The organism is Vibrio qinghaiensis, from assembly GCF_002257545.1.
GTDB classification, from domain to species: Bacteria; Pseudomonadota; Gammaproteobacteria; order Enterobacterales; family Vibrionaceae; genus Vibrio; species Vibrio ordalii.
The window spans coordinates 1,116,359-1,132,401 of record NZ_CP022742.1 but is presented as its reverse complement, the minus strand read 5'-3'; the positions used below and the strand labels follow the sequence as shown (position 1 = coordinate 1,132,401).

Here is a 16,043-nt window from a genome sequence, read left to right as displayed (position 1 = left end):
GAACAAGTAATGACCTCGTTGGCGATGCATTTGGCAACAGATAATCGGAATTTCAGCCGATTTTATCATCCCCAACAAAAAGTGGATTGGGTAAAGGTTTTGCCCGGTGGGTTGTATTGTACGACTAGACAAGAGGTGATTTGTACTGGGCTCGGTTCTTGCGTAGCAGCTTGTATATGGGATCAAGAGGCTATGCTAGGAGGAATGAATCATTTTTTACTACCTTTTGATCAGCATTCGCAAATTGATCACTGGCATCCTGATGACATTACCTCTACCGCCTCTCGTTATGGTTGCTATGCGATGGAGCTACTGATTAACCAATTGATCAAAATGGGGGCAGAGCGTCAGCGCTTACGAGTGAAACTCTTTGGTGGAGCACAAATGCTGGGTTTTAAAGCCATGGTTGGCCAGAAAAACATAGATTTCATCAAAAACTATGTTGAGCAAGAACGGCTTATTGTCGAAGCCAGTGACTTGGGTGGTGAAGAACCGAGAAAAGTCATTTTCGAACCTATGATAGGTAAAGTGTGGCTAAAAAGAATTCCATTGACTGAAGTGAGTCGATTAAGTTTTAAAGAAAAGATTTATGCCACGCAGTTGGAGCGTAAAACACGTAAACAGAGTGGTGGTGTGGAGTTATTTAAATGAAAAAAATCAAAGTTCTGATTGTTGATGATTCCCCCGTTTTTAGAGCACTACTCTGCGAGCTGATTAATAGCGACCCGATGCTGGAGGTGGTTGCAATGGCACAAGATCCTTATCAAGCTCGAGATCTTATCAAGCTGCATAACCCGGATGTGCTAACGCTAGATATTGAAATGCCAAAAATGAATGGCGTCCAATTTCTCAAAAATATCATGCGGTTACGCCCTATGCCGGTAGTGATGATTTCAACCTTGACCCAGCATGGTGCGCAAGCCACTTTAGAAGCATTAGAGCTTGGTGCGGTGGACTACTTCCCTAAACCATCGGTCGAAAACACGGCTGAAATGGCAAGTTATAGGGAACTGGTGAACGACAAAATAAAAATGGCGGCAGGGGCGAACGTCGTTCAATCCCATCATTCAACGGCGGTTAATCAGGTTGATCTGATGGTTGCTAGCCATCACGAGGCACGTTATCAGTTGATCGCAATTGGAGCCTCAACGGGCGGGACGGAAGCATTAAAAAGCATCTTCTCTGTTTTACCTGCAGGGTTGCCACCGATTGTGATCACTCAACATATCAGTGCGATGTTTACTCGTCCCTTTGCCGAGCGTTTGAATCTTTGTAGCGCCGTAGAGGTGAGAGAGTTGTCCGTCAACCAAGCGCCTTTAGTGAATGGATGCGCTTATGTTGCTCCCGGAGATAAGCATCTGATGGTGATAAAAAAAGGCACTCACCTTTACTGTCAAGTTGACGATAGACCTGCGGTCAATCGTCATAAACCCTCGGTAGATGTGATGTTTGATGCAGTTGCCAAAAATGTGGGAGATAAAGCCATTGGTATCTTATTAACCGGGATGGGTAAAGATGGAGCACAAGGGATGCTCAAAATGAAGTTGTGTGGTGCATTGACTTTAGCTCAAGACGAAAAAACATCAGTAGTGTGGGGAATGCCCAAAGCGGCAGTAGAGATTGGCGCAACACAGAATATCAAAGCATTAAATGCCATACCACAATGGATTTGTGATGAGCTCTATCGCTAGTGCTGTCTCATTAAATAAGCTCAAAATAGATAAGCAAGGAATGGGTGATGATAAATAAAACAGTGACACCAAAGGCAAAATATATTTTAGCTTTAGTTTTGCAGCTAATGGCCCTTTTTGCCGTCATGCTTCACTCCCCTAATTTATGGAGCATGGGGCTAATGATTTTTGTGGCAGCAATACCTTGGCTAGTATTGTCCATGAATTTTAGTGAACAAAACAAAGCTAAAGCCAAACAAAATAAGGTTAGAGATGAGTCCACTCTTGAAACGCAGCAACATCTACAGAGCATTGCAAAACTGTTCAAAGAGACGCTACCTAAAGTGAGTAGCCCTTTAACCATGCAGCATAGCGTGATTGAAGGTTCAGTAGAGACATTAAATAACGCATTTTTTGGCTTGCAAGATATCAGTGAAAAACAGAGTCACGTTTCCAGTACCTTGGTCAATAACTTATTGGCAAACCAGGGCAGCGAATATGATCTCACCACCGTATTGCCAAGAACAGAAGCGATTATTGATGGCTTTGTACAAATTCTGATTGATATTTCGGAGAAAAGTATTTCGGCGGTACACAGCATTCACGATATGTCAGAAAAATTGGATATGGTCTTTAAATTGTTAAATCAAGTGAGAAGCTTATCGGAACAGACCAACTTATTGGCGCTGAATGCGGCGATTGAAGCGGCGCGAGCGGGGGAGGCGGGTCGCGGTTTCGCGGTAGTAGCTCAAGAGGTACGTGATTTGTCGGTTAAAGCAAGAACGCTGAATACCAAAATTGAATCCGAGATTAATGTTGCGCAACAAACGGTACAGCAAGCCAATAAAACCGTTGGCGATATGGCATCAATAGACATGACTCACGTTATTGAATCGAAACAGAATGTAGACCATATGCTGCGTGGTGTTCAACAAGTGAATATAGAAATAGAGCAAGAAGTGCAAAAAATTCAAGAGCTAGGACAAGAATTAACCCAGCAAGTGAGCAATGGTGTTCGAGCTCTTCAGTTTGCTGACATAGTGGTTCAGCAAAGTGATTATGCGCATGCGTCAATTGATTATTTGCAGGAAGCAAACGAGCTATTGAACGCTTTACTAACACAAAGTATGACCAAAGCAGCATGGATAGAACAATTTAACCAATTGACAGAACGCCTGCACAATCGAAGTGGCCCCGCCGCAATCCAAACCAATATGGATGAAGGCGAAGTCGAGCTTTTCTAGGAGGAAGTACGATGAGTATAGAAACAGAAATAGATAGCAATACGAAGCGAATTACTATCGCGATTGAGGGTGCTTTTGGCTTTAATCTAGTTAAAGAATTTCGTAATAGCTATTCACCGTATCGAGGTTTTCGATTCACCATCGACTTGCGTAAGGTGGACTATATTGACAGTGCTGGCCTTGGCATGCTGCTCAATATGCAGAAATATCTTGAGCAAAGTGATGGCATGATCCGAATTACTAATACGTTACCTCAAATAAGAAAAGTCTTACTGATTTCTCGGTTTGATAAAAAATTTAGTATCGAATAATGTTTAAGGAGTGAGCCGATGCGCGTAACGATCGTTGATGACCATAAATCGAATAGGGAACTGTGCCGGTTCATCTTATTGCCTATTGCTGAGCATATAGATACCTTCGAAAATGGCGCTGATGTTGTTGAGGCGATGCTCGTCATGGACGTCTTACCCGATGTTATTTTGTTGGATGTGATGATGCCAGTTAAAGATGGTTTCACCACCGCAAAAGAGATCCGTGACTCTTTTCCAAATCACCATATCCCAATTATATTTTTAACAGTGCTTGATGATCATGATTCATTTGAACGCTGCTTATCGCTGGGCGATGATTTTATTCTTAAACCCGTAGAGCGAAGCGTACTGCTCGCCAAAGTGCAGGCACATTACCGTATTGTGAAAATGCATAATGAAGTCACTCAACAGCGAGATAAACTCAATTATTTCAATGAACAAGTACAATATGACTACGCCATCGCCGAATCCATTTTCACCAACTTAATGGAGGAGATGAGTGCAAAAGTCAGCAATATCTATGGCATCAGTTATATCTCAACACCTTCGACCATTTTTAATGGTGATCTTATCATTGTGGCGAACCGGCCTTATGGTGGCGTCTACATCATGATCGCCGATGCCACTGGGCATGGATTACCTGCCGCGATTTCAACGATCCCTGCCACGCGTACTTTTTTTTCAATGGCTGAAAAAGGGATGTCGCTTGGCGAAATGGTTGCTGAGCTTAATAATGCTCTGGTGAAGTTCTTACCTGCCGGAATGATGCTTGCAGCAAGTGTGTTTGAAATACGGGCCAACGGCTTCGAGGTTTCGTGGTGGGGAGGCGGCTTACCAGATGGCTATTTGCTAGATGAAGAGAGCAATATCATTCGCCGTCTCGTTTCCACACATATGCCGCTAGGAGTGCTGGAAGCAGATGAATTTGAGGTGAATTTGGTTCATCTCAAATTAAAGCCTAACCAAACCATCCTCTGCTATACCGATGGTATTACCGAAGCGATGAATGAAAACGGGGAGCAATTTGGCCAGTTGCGACTCGAACAAGTTCTGCAACGAAATGATAAGACGAGAATTCCAGATTTGTACGATGAAGTGTGCCAGTTTTCCAATCGTGGCCACGGTGATGATTTATCGATTCTTTCGATGTCGTTTCCCATTACCAACGATAATGAGGTATTGGAACCGGAAAAAAATCAATTTCTTAGCCAGATACCGATGCAGAGCCAACTCTTTTTTCCGGCTTCAATTCTTAAAAAGATTTCAATTATGATTGAGATGCGCAACCTTGTTCGCGGTTTTATCAGTGGTGGTGCGCATCTCGATCTCGTGTGTTCTGTATTGTCCGAACTGTTTGCCAATGCAATTGAGCACGGGTTACTGAAATTGGATTCTTCGCTAAAAGACGATCCGGATGGATTTCTTACTTTTTATCAACAACGTGAAGAGTGTATGGAGGAGTTAGATGAGCATCTATGGGTTAAATTAGATATCGATTACAACCCCAAGTTGGAACACGTCATTTTTTCACTCGAGCATAATGGCGAAGGCTTTGACTATCAGCATACGGTTTTGGACAACAACCAAGCGCATGGACGAGGAATTATTTTGGTCTCTGAATTGTGTGAGTCATTGGAGTATTCAAAAAATGGTTGTGCTGTTAAAGCGACTTACGCTTTTAACAGTACACATGATTTTCCGACATAGTCTAATACCGAACAGATGAAGAGATTATTTACACTGTAAAGTTCATGTTGGACTCATTTTTTCGTTTATTTTTCGGTTGTATGGTTAGTTTCGTCGTGACTAAGTGATGTAGCCCTTAATTTGGTTGTCTAAAGATTTAGTCCATACGGTAAATTGTATACACTGCCATACGAATGGAATCTAACCATATGGGTTAAGTAGTATGTGGAAACGCTTAATTTCACTTTCAGAGGACAAAAAACAAGTCATTGCCCAGCTTCCTGGGGCTGAGTCCATCGACAAAAATTTTGACCAAGCAGGCTTAAAAGAAGCGCTGTTTGAGTTATCCGCATCGACATTTTTCTTAAATGAAACGGAAGTGACCCGTTTTATCAACTGTGCAAAAGAGGGCAAGGGCGAAGCATTCTCTGGAATCGCCATTGCAGAGAGAAAGAATGCTTCGGTTGAGATTGAATTTAGCGATCGAGATATGTTAGCCAGCATGGTCGTGACGGGTGCATACGGTGGCAGAGCATTGCGCGGTAGTGAGTTGGTGTATGCATTGGCTCACGCTCATGTGACAAAAGGCATCAACAAACTGGCTTTAAAGAAAGTGTTAATGGTAAGTAATACCTTGAAGCCTGGAGAAGTCTACACTCAGCCTGTAGCGCAGGGGCGCGAACCCATACAAGGTAAAGATGCACAATTTATTCCCTTGGTCGAGGATGTCAGTAAGCGCGTGTTAGCCCCGACCAAAAAGCAAGGGCAGAACAAAATTGATATGCGCAACTTAGGTGAAACCATCACGGTCGGGCAAGACGATGAAATAATGCGTCGAATTCCTGCAACAAAAGGAACGTCAGGCTATACCGTACAAGGAAAAGAGATCGCGCCTCAAGCAGGTAAAGATTCTGCACTTGTTGCTGGAAAGGGTTCTTACATCTCTCCTAATGATCCCAATGTATTACTGGCTAGCCAAGCTGGCATGCCGTTACTCAAAGACAAAACGGTCGACGTTGATAATGCTTTATGCTTAAACAATGTAAGTGTCGCAACAGGCCACGTGAAATTTAAAGGTTGTGTGGTCATCACGGGTGACGTTGAACCCGGGATGATTGTGCGTGCGACGGGAACAATCACTATTGGTGGGTTTATTGAATCGGCTGATGTCCAAGCCCAAGGTAATATTGATGTTGCTAAAGGCATTATTGGTCACACAGTGTTTGATGATGAAGCCAGAACATGTATCGTCAAATCGGGAGGTTCGATTACGGCTAACTACGCTCAGTTTAGTGAATTGCAAGCGGCTGATGATATTAATCTAGCGGTTCACAGCATGAGTAATGAATTGCGTTGTGGCAATGATCTAAAAGTGCTAGATAACAAAGAGAAGCAAGGCACACTCAGTGGTGGTCACGCGAAAGTTGGCGGTAAGATCGTCTGCTTCAATTTAGGCGTTGAAGGCGATACCGCCACGGCTGTGCAGGCTTTTGCTCGTTATGCCGTATATAAAGAACGGGTTGCAAAACATAAAGAGCATTATAAACAAGCGCAAGAAGCGACGATGGAAGTGATCCGCCGTGAGATTGAATTTAAGAAAAAGCCTAAAGCAGAACGCTCGGAAGAGGAACTGTTAAAAATTGATGAATTTAAGAAACAAACTAATGATCGTTTAGAAAAAGCAAAATTGGCGTTGGATATGCTGGGGGAGGAGTTTGAACAATTGCTCGAAATGAATACGATCGAAGTTAAAAATAAAGTATATACCCATGTTTCGGTGCAATTTGATGATGAGCGGATCATCACCAAGCGGGTTCATGGCGCCAGTATCTTCACATTTAACCAGTATGAGGTTAAATGTGCTTCGATGCTTGAAGATGAAGATGTCGGAGGGATCTAACATTATTATCTTAGGGTGCGAAGCAAAAAATGAGGCATTTTGCCTCGTTTTTTGCTGATTATGCTATTTCTAGTAAGGTGGCTATTGCACGGATCTCACTTTGCCCTGTTTGAGATCGTTTAACACCATCGATTTAGGACCATCGGCAATGATACAGCCTTTCTCCATCACAATGACGCGATCAACTACATCGAGCATTGATGTTTTATGAGTAATTAATACTAACGTCTCACTGGGTGTCAATTGAGACAGTTGATGCTTGATGTGCATTTCAGAGCGATTATCCATGGCGCTGGTGGGCTCATCAAGTAGCAAAACGGGTGGGCGTCCGAGCAGTGCTCGGGCAATGGCTACCGCTTGTCTCTGGCCACCAGACAACAACAGGCCGCCTTCACCCACTTGTCGTTCTAACCCCGCAGGATCTTGTTGTGTGAACGCGGTAACTCCCGCTCGGTTGGCGGCATCCATCACATCTCTATCATCGACTAAAGGACGCCCGAGCGTAATGTTATCGCGTATAGAGCCGTAAAACAGGTTGCTGTCTTGAGGAACGCAACCGATATTACGCCTCACATCAATGTGATGCAGTTGCGCGATATCGGTATCATCAATACGAACATGCCCTTCAGTCGGTTGATATAACCCCATAATAAGGCGCTCTAACGTAGTCTTCCCTGAACCGATGCGGCCTATGATCGCTACTTTTTCACCTGGATGGATCGTCATACTTAAGTCACGTATTGATGCAACAGGAGCATTAGGGTAGTGGAAAGTGACTTTGTCTAGCTCAATTTTGCCTTGCACAATCGGACGATGAATATAGCGTTTACCTTCTTCTTGCTCATCTGGCATCTGCATCACTTGCTCAATGATTTTTAAGGACGATTTGGCTTGGTTGTAGCGTGTTGAAAGTAGTGATAGTTGGACCATTGGACCAATGGCACGGCCGCTGAGCATGGTTGCTGCGATGAGCCCACCCATTGTTAAATCACCGTTGGAGATCAAATAGACACCTACAATGATCATTCCGACGTTTGCGGCTTGCTGTACAAAACCAGCGGTATTTTGAATACCATCGGTAATTCGGCGGCTTTTGATGTTCCAGTTTGCCATATGTGCAACCGCTTCTTCCCAGCGATATTGAAACTGGCTTTGAGCACCAAAGAGTTTCACGGTTTCAAGCCCTGCCAAGCTTTCAATTAGATTGGCGTATTTTTGTGATGCCAGCCGAGAACCCTCTTCAATGGCTCGTCGTAGAGGAGCTTGGATGAGAAGAGAGTAGAGAGCAATGATCAGTACACCGACGATAGGTACCAGCACTAAACTACCGGCCATTAGCCAGATCAGCACTAAAAAGAGCAGTGCAAATGGCAGGTCAATTAACGAGGATATAGTGGCGGAGGTAAAGAATTCGCGAATGGATTCAAACTCTTGCAAGTGGCGCGCAAAGGCCCCGACAGATGGAGGACGTGATTCCATTCGGATTCCCATCACTTTGCTAAAGAGTTTGGAAGAGATCAGAATGTCGGATTTTTTGCCCGCCACATCAATAAAATAACTGCGAAGTAGTTTGAGGAGCAGATCGAATAAGAAGATCACAAAAATCCCGCTCGCTAATACCCACAAGGTTTCAAACGCAAGGTTAGGCACGACTTTGTCATACACTAAACGGCTGAACATTGGTGCCGCAATGGCAAACAAATTGATTAAAATGGAAGCGATTAACACATCGCGATAAATGTGCTTTGACTGCCATAACGTACCCCAAAACCAGTGGCCATCACGGGTCTTTAATATTTCTGGTGAGCGCTCGTCATAGCGAAACTGTTTTTTCACCATGAAGTAGCGGCCAATATAGCGTTCAGTCAGCTCTTCTAAGGGGATAGCAACGGGGATTAGACCAGACTCCGCAGTGACGACCTCAGCTTCTTGATTCGCTTCGTTGATGCTGCTGAGCACACAGGCTTCACCGCCTTTTAAAATTAAGATAACGGGGAAAACCAATTTTGGGATTTGATCCAATGTCGAGCGATTTTCTTTAGCCACTAATCCTGCTCTTTCTGCGGCTCGAGGAAAGAGAAAAGGTGTTAGTTTGCCGTCTGATAAAGGTAGGCCGTTGATCAGTGCTTCTGGAGAATTCGCCAATCCATAGTAACGACTCACATAAATAAGCGAATTGAGTAGCGTGTCTTGCATTACATCTGACCTTTTTATTATTTATCCACAATAAAGCCTTGGAAGACTTCGATAAAATGCTCTGAAAGGAAATCAAGCTGGGTTTGCGTTTCTACTCGTGACGCAATGGTAGTGATCCCTAAATTGTGTGCTGTGCGAGAAATCGACGTTAAGGTGAACTTTTGCTTTTCATCGTCGAGATGGTGAGTAAATAGATAATCGAGTTTCACATATTTTGGACGGTACTCGTTGATGTAGTCTAATGATTGGAAATTCCGGCCATAGTTATCGACACCAAAGTCTGCACCTGCGGCTCTTATGGCATTACAAAACAGCGCCGTATGGTGAGGGGCGTTGAGGAATGCATTTTCTGGTATTTCAAAGTGTAAGTTCTCACAGACAGAGCGATGTTTCGCCAGTGTCTGAGTGACCCAACGAATAAAACTAGGTTGAGAAAGGCTGCTTTGAGCAATATTAATGGCTAATGGTTCGGTTATCTCGCCTATTTCGAGCTTGCGAATCATCGTTTCAATAACATATTCATCAAAAATATGGCTGGCATTGAGTTGGTCGAGCGCAAATAAGTATTGATTGGCGCTGTAGCGTTTGCCATCGTGCTCAATTGCTGAAAATACTTCGCGGTGGAAAGTTTGTCCCCAGCTATTATTGGCTGACTGCAAACGGAAATTAAACCAATCGTTATGGATAGCCTCTTCAACCAATGCTTTCCATTGCTGTTTACCCATCACAGTTTGTTTGGTTTCACTGCTGACGAAGCCGTAAATCAGATCTGGATTTGCAGTTGCAATGGCTAACGCGTTGTCGAGCAAGGAAAGTACCTGCGTTGAAGATTTTGGTTCTTTATTATGAACAACACCTAAAGAGACTTTGGCTGATGCCATACCGGTTGGGTCGGCTAGAGTATCTTGCACAAAATTCATAATACTATCGGCGATAATTTTGAGTTCACTCTCTTCCATGTTAGGCAAAATAAAGCCAAATTCTTCGGTGGAAATACGTGAGAGTGTGACATCGGGTGACGTTATCGACACTTTTAGATGCTCAGCCAAATGACGCACCATACCATCGCCCGCTTCATAGCCCTTCTCTTCATAGAGTTCTTTAATAAACTCCGCTTGCAAAATCGCTACGCCACCAATGGCACTTTCTGATAACCAACTATTCAGTTGGTTCATGTAATAAGCACGGTTACCGAGCTGGGATACTGGATCAATATAAGCGCGCTCACGTAATTGTTGCGCTTCTTGTGCTTGAGCTTTGAACGCTTTTTCAACCTGTGCCGACATGCTATTGATGCCATCAACTACATAGATCAGATCTTTGGTTGCTGGCCGCGCTAGCGGTTCACCAAAATGATTACACGCTACTTGTTCCATTTTTTTGACAATCATCTGCAACGGGCGTAAAGCACGCTTCAGAATGAAAGCGATGGCAGCAAGGCCAATCACAAAAATAGTGCTAAACGCGATAAGTAGCCGAATTAGTGCCCTCCATAATTGCGCATACGCTTCACCAGGGTGGCTGACAATTTCTACTTCAGCGAGCTGCATCCAACCACTGGTTACCACGCGTTGGTCATGGATCGGTGCGAACAGGTGTAAATTGGTAAACCATTGCGGAACGTTACTGGGTTTTATGGGGTAAGATCGCAGAATCTCGTCGTTATCGTCTAGAAAAATCAAGCGCACGACCGAATAAGAGCTGCCATCAAACAAGGCATTGATAACCGACTCAACCGCAATCTTATCTTTTTTCTCCAAATAAGGCGCCAGCGCCAAACCGACGGTGTTGATGGTGTTGTTGACTTCAGAGCGCTGCTGCTGCTCTAAGTTGTTGCGGGTTGTATTGAATTCAATAATGAAGACTGAGGTCATCAGCATAATGAAGACGGCAATCATTCCCGCGACAAGTTGTTTATATAGCGTCATATTACTTACTCATCGTAACTTATAATTGGTTTATTCAATTTTAGCGAGCGTTCCCGTTCACGTAAGTCATTCCAAAGACTTAATCGTGAAGAGTCTCCTGCAAGCTGGTCATTTTTGGATTTCATTAGCCATAAATTTTTACCGTTAAAGCTGTAGATCGGTAATAGGTCACGGCGTGTTGATGCTGGCTTAATCTCAGGGTTTATATTGTCTAAAATTAAAGGCTCGGCATTGGGTGTTGAATAGTACGCAAGAACCATATGAAACTGATTTAACTCAATGGCTTTAACATACACGAGGCGCAACTTTTTATCATCGATACCCAGTTCAAGTAGGGAGAAGTACTTCGCAATGGTGAAATCTTCGCAATCCCCTGCGTTGCTTCCTAGAAACTCAAGCGGTGTCGCCCAGTAGTCATTTTTTCCCCATAAATCGATATCATTAACGAAGTACAGCTGATTGAAAAATCGATTCATTCCGGCCAATTTGTCACGTTCGGGAACATTTTGGTGTTTAGCAATTTCTTTGCGCCATGTTTCGACGCGTTTCCCTGCTCTTGTGCCATAGGTAAGCGCCACCGCATCGACCCACTGCTGCTCTTTGGTGTTGAGCGCTTGGGGGAGAGAAGGCATAAATAGCAATAAAACCAGTGGCAGCCAAAACTTCATCAAAAACCGTCAGTCGTGAATATATTAAAAAGCATAAGTGAACCTTACTCCCTTAGCGCATTTTTTTGCGCACTAAGTATTGGTTTTAGTAGATAATCCATCACAGTTCGTTTACCTGTAATAATATCAACAGATGCCGTCATCCCTGAGATGATAGGCAGGTTAGCATCATGCCCTAAGCTGGTTTGATTGGTCCTTACTCGGACTAAATAATAGCTTTTGCCTTCTTCATCTTGAGTGGTGTCGGCACTGATATGCTCAAGCGTTCCTTCCAAGCCGCCATATTTGGTGAAATCATAGGCGCTGAATTTTACGATGGCAGGCAACTCTGGTCTTAAGAAGGCGATGTCTTGTGGGGCAATTTGCGCTTCCACAAGCAAGGTATCCTCTGTTGGGACTACTTCAACAATATCCATACCTGGCTGGATAACACCGCCAACGGTGTTGACGTAAAGCGTTTTAATCGTTCCTGTCACAGGCGATAGCACAACAGTGCGATTTACCTTATCTTCAAGCCCAACGGCTGATTCTGTGATTGCAGAAAGCCTATCTTGGGCTTCATTCAGTTTGTCTTGTTGTTGTGAGCGAAACTTTTGAGCCGCATCAATACGGTTGAGCACCGCTTCACGAATCGCCGATTTTAATACTGGGATGTTAAGCTCGCTGGTGGTCATTTCACGGCGAGTATCATTCACTTGGCGCTGTAGTTTCAGCAGCTCAATTCGTGGCACGACACCTTCGTCTGCTAAAGGTCTAGTTATCTCAAGTTCTTTATTCGCAAAATCATAACTTTGGCGCAAATTTTGTACGCGCGCTTGTATTTCAACCAACTCTTGTAGTTTCTGTTTGACTTGTTGATCTAAAAGAGAAAGTTGGTTGCGTAAGTTATTAAGATCTTGCCGGTAGGCGGCCCTTTGCCTATTAACTAAATCGGGTTGGTTGTCTGTTAACAGCGGCGGAAAGGCGAGTTTGTTGTAGTCAATTTTGACGCTCTTTTGCCAGTTATCATCATCAATCTCTTCGTTGATCATTACGCTAGTAATAGAAGCGGATAGCTGCAGGACACTGGCGGTAAGGTTAGCGACTTGTTGTTCACGTTCGCGGTAGTCGGAGCGGAAACGAGTATCATCAATCAATAACAGCTGTTGGCCTTTTTGCACTCGTTCACCTTCACGAACCAGTATCTGTTTGACTAAGCCTCCTTCCAAGTTTTGAACCACTTGAACTTGTGATGACGGAACGACTTTGCCTTGTCCAACTGTCACTTTGTCGACCTGTGCCCATGAGGCCCAGACGATGGCTAAGAGAAAAAAACAGACCATAACCCAGAGCATCACACGTGCACTGTTGGGCGTGTTCAGTAGCAGAGCCGCCGTTTTGTCGTCTATGTACTCCAATTCTGTCGAGGAGAGTTTGTTATAACTCTTGTTGCTCATCGCTTATCCTTTGCGCCTAATTGTAGTGTCTTTCCCTTTGTTACTTGAAGCTGTTGTAGAGGGAAGCTACAACTGTAAGTTATTTGGGTATAGTTGCTTGATTTTATTATTTGTCTAGCAAAATGTTAAGGATTTGCTACCTATCATGAGATTACTATTTACTATTTACTATTTACTATTTGGATTGATTGTACTTCCTATTGTGTACGTTCTACAGAGTTTAGCTGTGAATTGCTGATTTTGTTGAACCTTAGCACTCTTGAGTTATGACTATGATAGGAGCACAATCGTCAAAAATTTCATAAGGAGTAGAGATGGAACTTTCAGACATCCGCCGCGAATACATTAAAGGCGGTTTAAGACGCAAAGATTTGCTTTCAAATCCGATTGAGCAGTTTAATCTTTGGCTACAACAGGCCATCGATGCGGGTCTTACCGACCCCACAGCGATGACAGTGGCAACGGTTGATGAAAATGGACAGCCTTTCCAACGTATAGTGCTATTAAAAAATGTCGAAAAAGACGGTTTTGTTTTCTATACCAATTTGGGCAGTCGCAAAGCACAACACATTGAACACAACAATAAAGTCAGCTTGCACTTTCCTTGGCACCCATTAGAGAGACAAGTGCACATCACAGGAACGGCTGAAAAATTGTCGACTTTTGAAAACATAAAATATTTTACTTCTCGCCCTAAAGAGAGCCAAATTGCCGCGATGGCGAGCCGCCAGAGTAGCCGTATCTCAGCACGCGGTGTTTTGGAAGGTAAATACTTGGAGTTAAAAAAGAAATTCGAACAAGGTGAGATTCCAGTTCCGAGCTTTTGGGGAGGATATCGCGTTAAGGTTGAATCGATAGAATTTTGGCAAGGTGGTGAGCACCGTTTGCATGATCGCTTCTTGTTTACGCAACAAGATCAGCAATGGAGTACTGAACGTTTAGCGCCATAATGCCCACTTGTTAAAAAACTGCTCTGAAGAATGGCATCTGGTTGACGTGTAGAAGGGATTTTTGCAAATTTGTACGATGTTGAGTGATAAATATCAAACACGATTGATATTTATCACTACTCGAGACCTAGACGATGAGAGTGCAATAACAAAGGGGGAATTCCCCCTTTGTTATATAAATGGTTGAACTAGTTCTGCTTGCCTAAAGTTCCCTAATGACCCTGAAGCCAACATAATTAGCAGAAGTAGCGGGAGCAATGAACAAATTACTATAGGCAGCAGCCGTTGCGGGGGCGAAGCTCCATGCGCCACCTTTTGCTTGACCCCTTGAGTCATTTGTCCATTCCCACACGTTACCGACAACATCATAAAGGCCTAGGCTATTGGGAGCGAAAGACTTCACAGGCGAGGTACTTTTATTTGACCAAGGTGTACCACTCCAGCCAGTGTTCGCTTTCCCTGTTCCGAAATCATTTCCCCACCAATAGTCTGTTTGTGTACCTGCGCGAGCAGCAATTTCCCACTCTTCTTCTGTAGGTAAACGGTATTTATAACCCGTTTCTTTGCTCAGCCAGCGAGCAAAGGCTTTGGCGTCATTTTGGCTGATACACACCACTGGAGAATTACTGGATTGTTTGAAGCCTGGGTCGCGCCAATAACTGCCGGCAATCGGCGTGATTTCAGATTCAGAAACTGTTGTGCACAGTTTTTTGAGCTCAGCATCAGTTTGGTAGGTGGTTTGATTTACAAAGGTTTCAAATTGACCCACAGTAACGGGGGTTGAACCAATTGCGAAAGCATGATCAAGGAAAACTTGTTTTGATGCGTGTTCGCCAATCAAATATTCACCGGAGACTAAAGTGACTAGTTCAGGAGCTTTAATGTCCCCTTTAAGGGTATCTGCAAATTTATGGCCAGGTTTAAGTAGGTTGTCTTTTTCTCGCAGATTCGCTCTTAGTGTGTGATCTGAGGTGATTTTTAGTTCTTGATGAAAGGAGTGATATCCCTCTTTTTCTATCGTAATTATATGTAGTCCGACAGGAAGCATCACTTCGACCGGGGTGCTACCATAGTTAACATTATCAATAGAGACTTTGTCGCTATATTGATTCGAGCGAATGGCTAGGGTAATCCAAGCAATTTCTTTCTGTTTTTCTGTATCGGTTGAATATTCACCGGGGGCGAAACAGTATTGTGATTCTACGTTTAGCAACCGACATGGTGTGTTTTCATCCGGCCTTGCATCCAACTGAACATCTAGTACGGCTTTGTATTTATTGCCATTGTAGAATCCTGAATCGACGGATTTATGGCGTAGTACATGAATATTAAAAGAGACATTAGCCAGATGTTGTTGGATAAGTTTAGCTTCACTGGTGGCCGCTATTAACTTGCTTTGATACTGGTTAACCGCTTTCTGTAACGCTAAGTCGGTAGTCTGTTTCGAGCATTGAGCCAATGTCATATCGGCACTGCAAGCGTTAGTAAAGCTAACTTTCTCGGTGCTGCTCTGTTTGAGCTCCTCTCTTAAGCGTTCAACTCGCGCGCGTAATTTATGCTGTTCTAACTCGTTGATACTTTTGTTGACAGTGTTCTGTTCGGCCCTTTTTTGTGCCAACACTGCCTCTGATTCTTGGCGTTTTTGCTCAGCTTCTAAACGGTTTTTTTGATTTTGCTTTACACTGGCCCAAGCCGCTTGGTAGGCATTTTGTGAAGGCATGATGTCCAGTTCAGGATCGTCAATCATTTTCATGTAATCGCGTTCTAAGTCAGCTTTTGCTTTTACAAGTGCCTTATCAAAGTTTTGGGCTTGCTTCGTTAGCTGGTCTAGCTCATTGTTGTGGTGGTTCACCACAAGCTGCTGTTCATGGGTTGCTTTTTGGGCGGCCTGTAATTCGGACTGTTTAGTAAACAACGCATCATCAATGGCAATTACTGAAGAAGGCGTTCCTTCGGCCATCGTCGATGTTGCCACTAAGCAAGGCGAAAGTGCTAATAAGAGAGCGGGTAAACCTTGTCGCATTATTATCTACTTCAGTTAAGTTATTAGTTCA

Annotated in this window: 12 protein-coding genes; 7 read left to right on the top strand and 5 right to left on the bottom strand. The window is 43.7% G+C overall.

Going from position 1 to position 16,043, the window contains the following annotated elements; genetic code table 11:
- The first annotated feature begins 9 nt into the window (after positions 1–9).
- The 6 genes from CCZ37_RS18760 to CCZ37_RS18735 all read left to right on the top strand — a co-directional run bounded on the left by CCZ37_RS18760 (position 10) and on the right by CCZ37_RS18735 (position 6,811).
- Positions 10–651, top strand: coding sequence for a chemotaxis protein CheD (locus tag CCZ37_RS18760; RefSeq protein WP_029626780.1), 642 nt, complete (start codon positions 10–12; stop codon positions 649–651).
- The gene (locus tag CCZ37_RS18755; RefSeq protein WP_094502078.1) at positions 648–1,691 is read left to right on the top strand and encodes a protein-glutamate methylesterase/protein-glutamine glutaminase; all 1,044 of its coding nucleotides are present in this window, start codon (positions 648–650) and stop codon (positions 1,689–1,691) included. Before CCZ37_RS18760 ends, CCZ37_RS18755 begins: the two co-directional genes overlap by 4 nt.
- Before the next feature lie 44 nt (positions 1,692–1,735).
- Positions 1,736–2,914 (top strand): methyl-accepting chemotaxis protein, encoded by a 1,179-nt coding sequence (locus CCZ37_RS18750; protein WP_029626782.1) that lies wholly within the window; start codon positions 1,736–1,738, stop codon positions 2,912–2,914.
- A gap of 11 nt (positions 2,915–2,925) precedes the next feature.
- On the top strand, positions 2,926–3,225 hold the full coding sequence (locus CCZ37_RS18745; RefSeq protein WP_010317282.1) for an STAS domain-containing protein: 300 nt from the start codon (positions 2,926–2,928) through the stop codon (positions 3,223–3,225).
- Positions 3,226–3,243: 18 nt separating this feature from the next.
- Entirely contained in the window at positions 3,244–4,932 is a 1,689-nt protein-coding gene (locus CCZ37_RS18740; RefSeq protein ID WP_010317283.1) for a SpoIIE family protein phosphatase, read from the top strand.
- 202 nt (positions 4,933–5,134) lie between these two features.
- A complete protein-coding gene (locus CCZ37_RS18735) occupies positions 5,135–6,811 on the top strand; it encodes a DUF342 domain-containing protein (protein ID WP_094502076.1) in 1,677 nt (558 codons plus the stop codon).
- An 81-nt stretch (positions 6,812–6,892) separates the two neighbouring features.
- Here CCZ37_RS18735 and CCZ37_RS18730 read toward each other — a convergent pair whose 3' ends face one another.
- From CCZ37_RS18730 to CCZ37_RS18715, 4 genes are read right to left on the bottom strand one after another with little or no spacing between them, the layout of a single operon-like run.
- The gene (locus tag CCZ37_RS18730) at positions 6,893–9,007 is read right to left on the bottom strand and encodes a type I secretion system permease/ATPase (protein WP_094502074.1); all 2,115 of its coding nucleotides are present in this window, start codon (positions 9,005–9,007) and stop codon (positions 6,893–6,895) included.
- 17 nt (positions 9,008–9,024) lie between these two features.
- A complete protein-coding gene (locus CCZ37_RS18725; protein ID WP_094502072.1) occupies positions 9,025–10,935 on the bottom strand; it encodes a bifunctional diguanylate cyclase/phosphodiesterase in 1,911 nt (636 codons plus the stop codon).
- 5 nt (positions 10,936–10,940) lie between these two features.
- Positions 10,941–11,603, bottom strand: a complete 663-nt coding sequence (locus CCZ37_RS18720; RefSeq protein ID WP_010317287.1) for a transglutaminase-like cysteine peptidase — start codon at positions 11,601–11,603, stop codon at positions 10,941–10,943.
- Positions 11,604–11,647: 44 nt separating this feature from the next.
- A complete protein-coding gene (locus CCZ37_RS18715) occupies positions 11,648–13,039 on the bottom strand; it encodes an HlyD family type I secretion periplasmic adaptor subunit (protein ID WP_010317288.1) in 1,392 nt (463 codons plus the stop codon).
- A gap of 314 nt (positions 13,040–13,353) precedes the next feature.
- Between CCZ37_RS18715 and pdxH the strand changes: the two genes are divergently transcribed.
- Positions 13,354–13,989, top strand: coding sequence for a pyridoxamine 5'-phosphate oxidase (gene pdxH, locus CCZ37_RS18710; RefSeq protein ID WP_010317290.1), 636 nt, complete (start codon positions 13,354–13,356; stop codon positions 13,987–13,989).
- Positions 13,990–14,191: 202 nt separating this feature from the next.
- Here pdxH and CCZ37_RS18705 read toward each other — a convergent pair whose 3' ends face one another.
- Entirely contained in the window at positions 14,192–16,012 is a 1,821-nt protein-coding gene (locus CCZ37_RS18705) for an SUMF1/EgtB/PvdO family nonheme iron enzyme (protein ID WP_094502070.1), read from the bottom strand.
- Positions 16,013–16,043 lie beyond the last annotated feature (31 nt).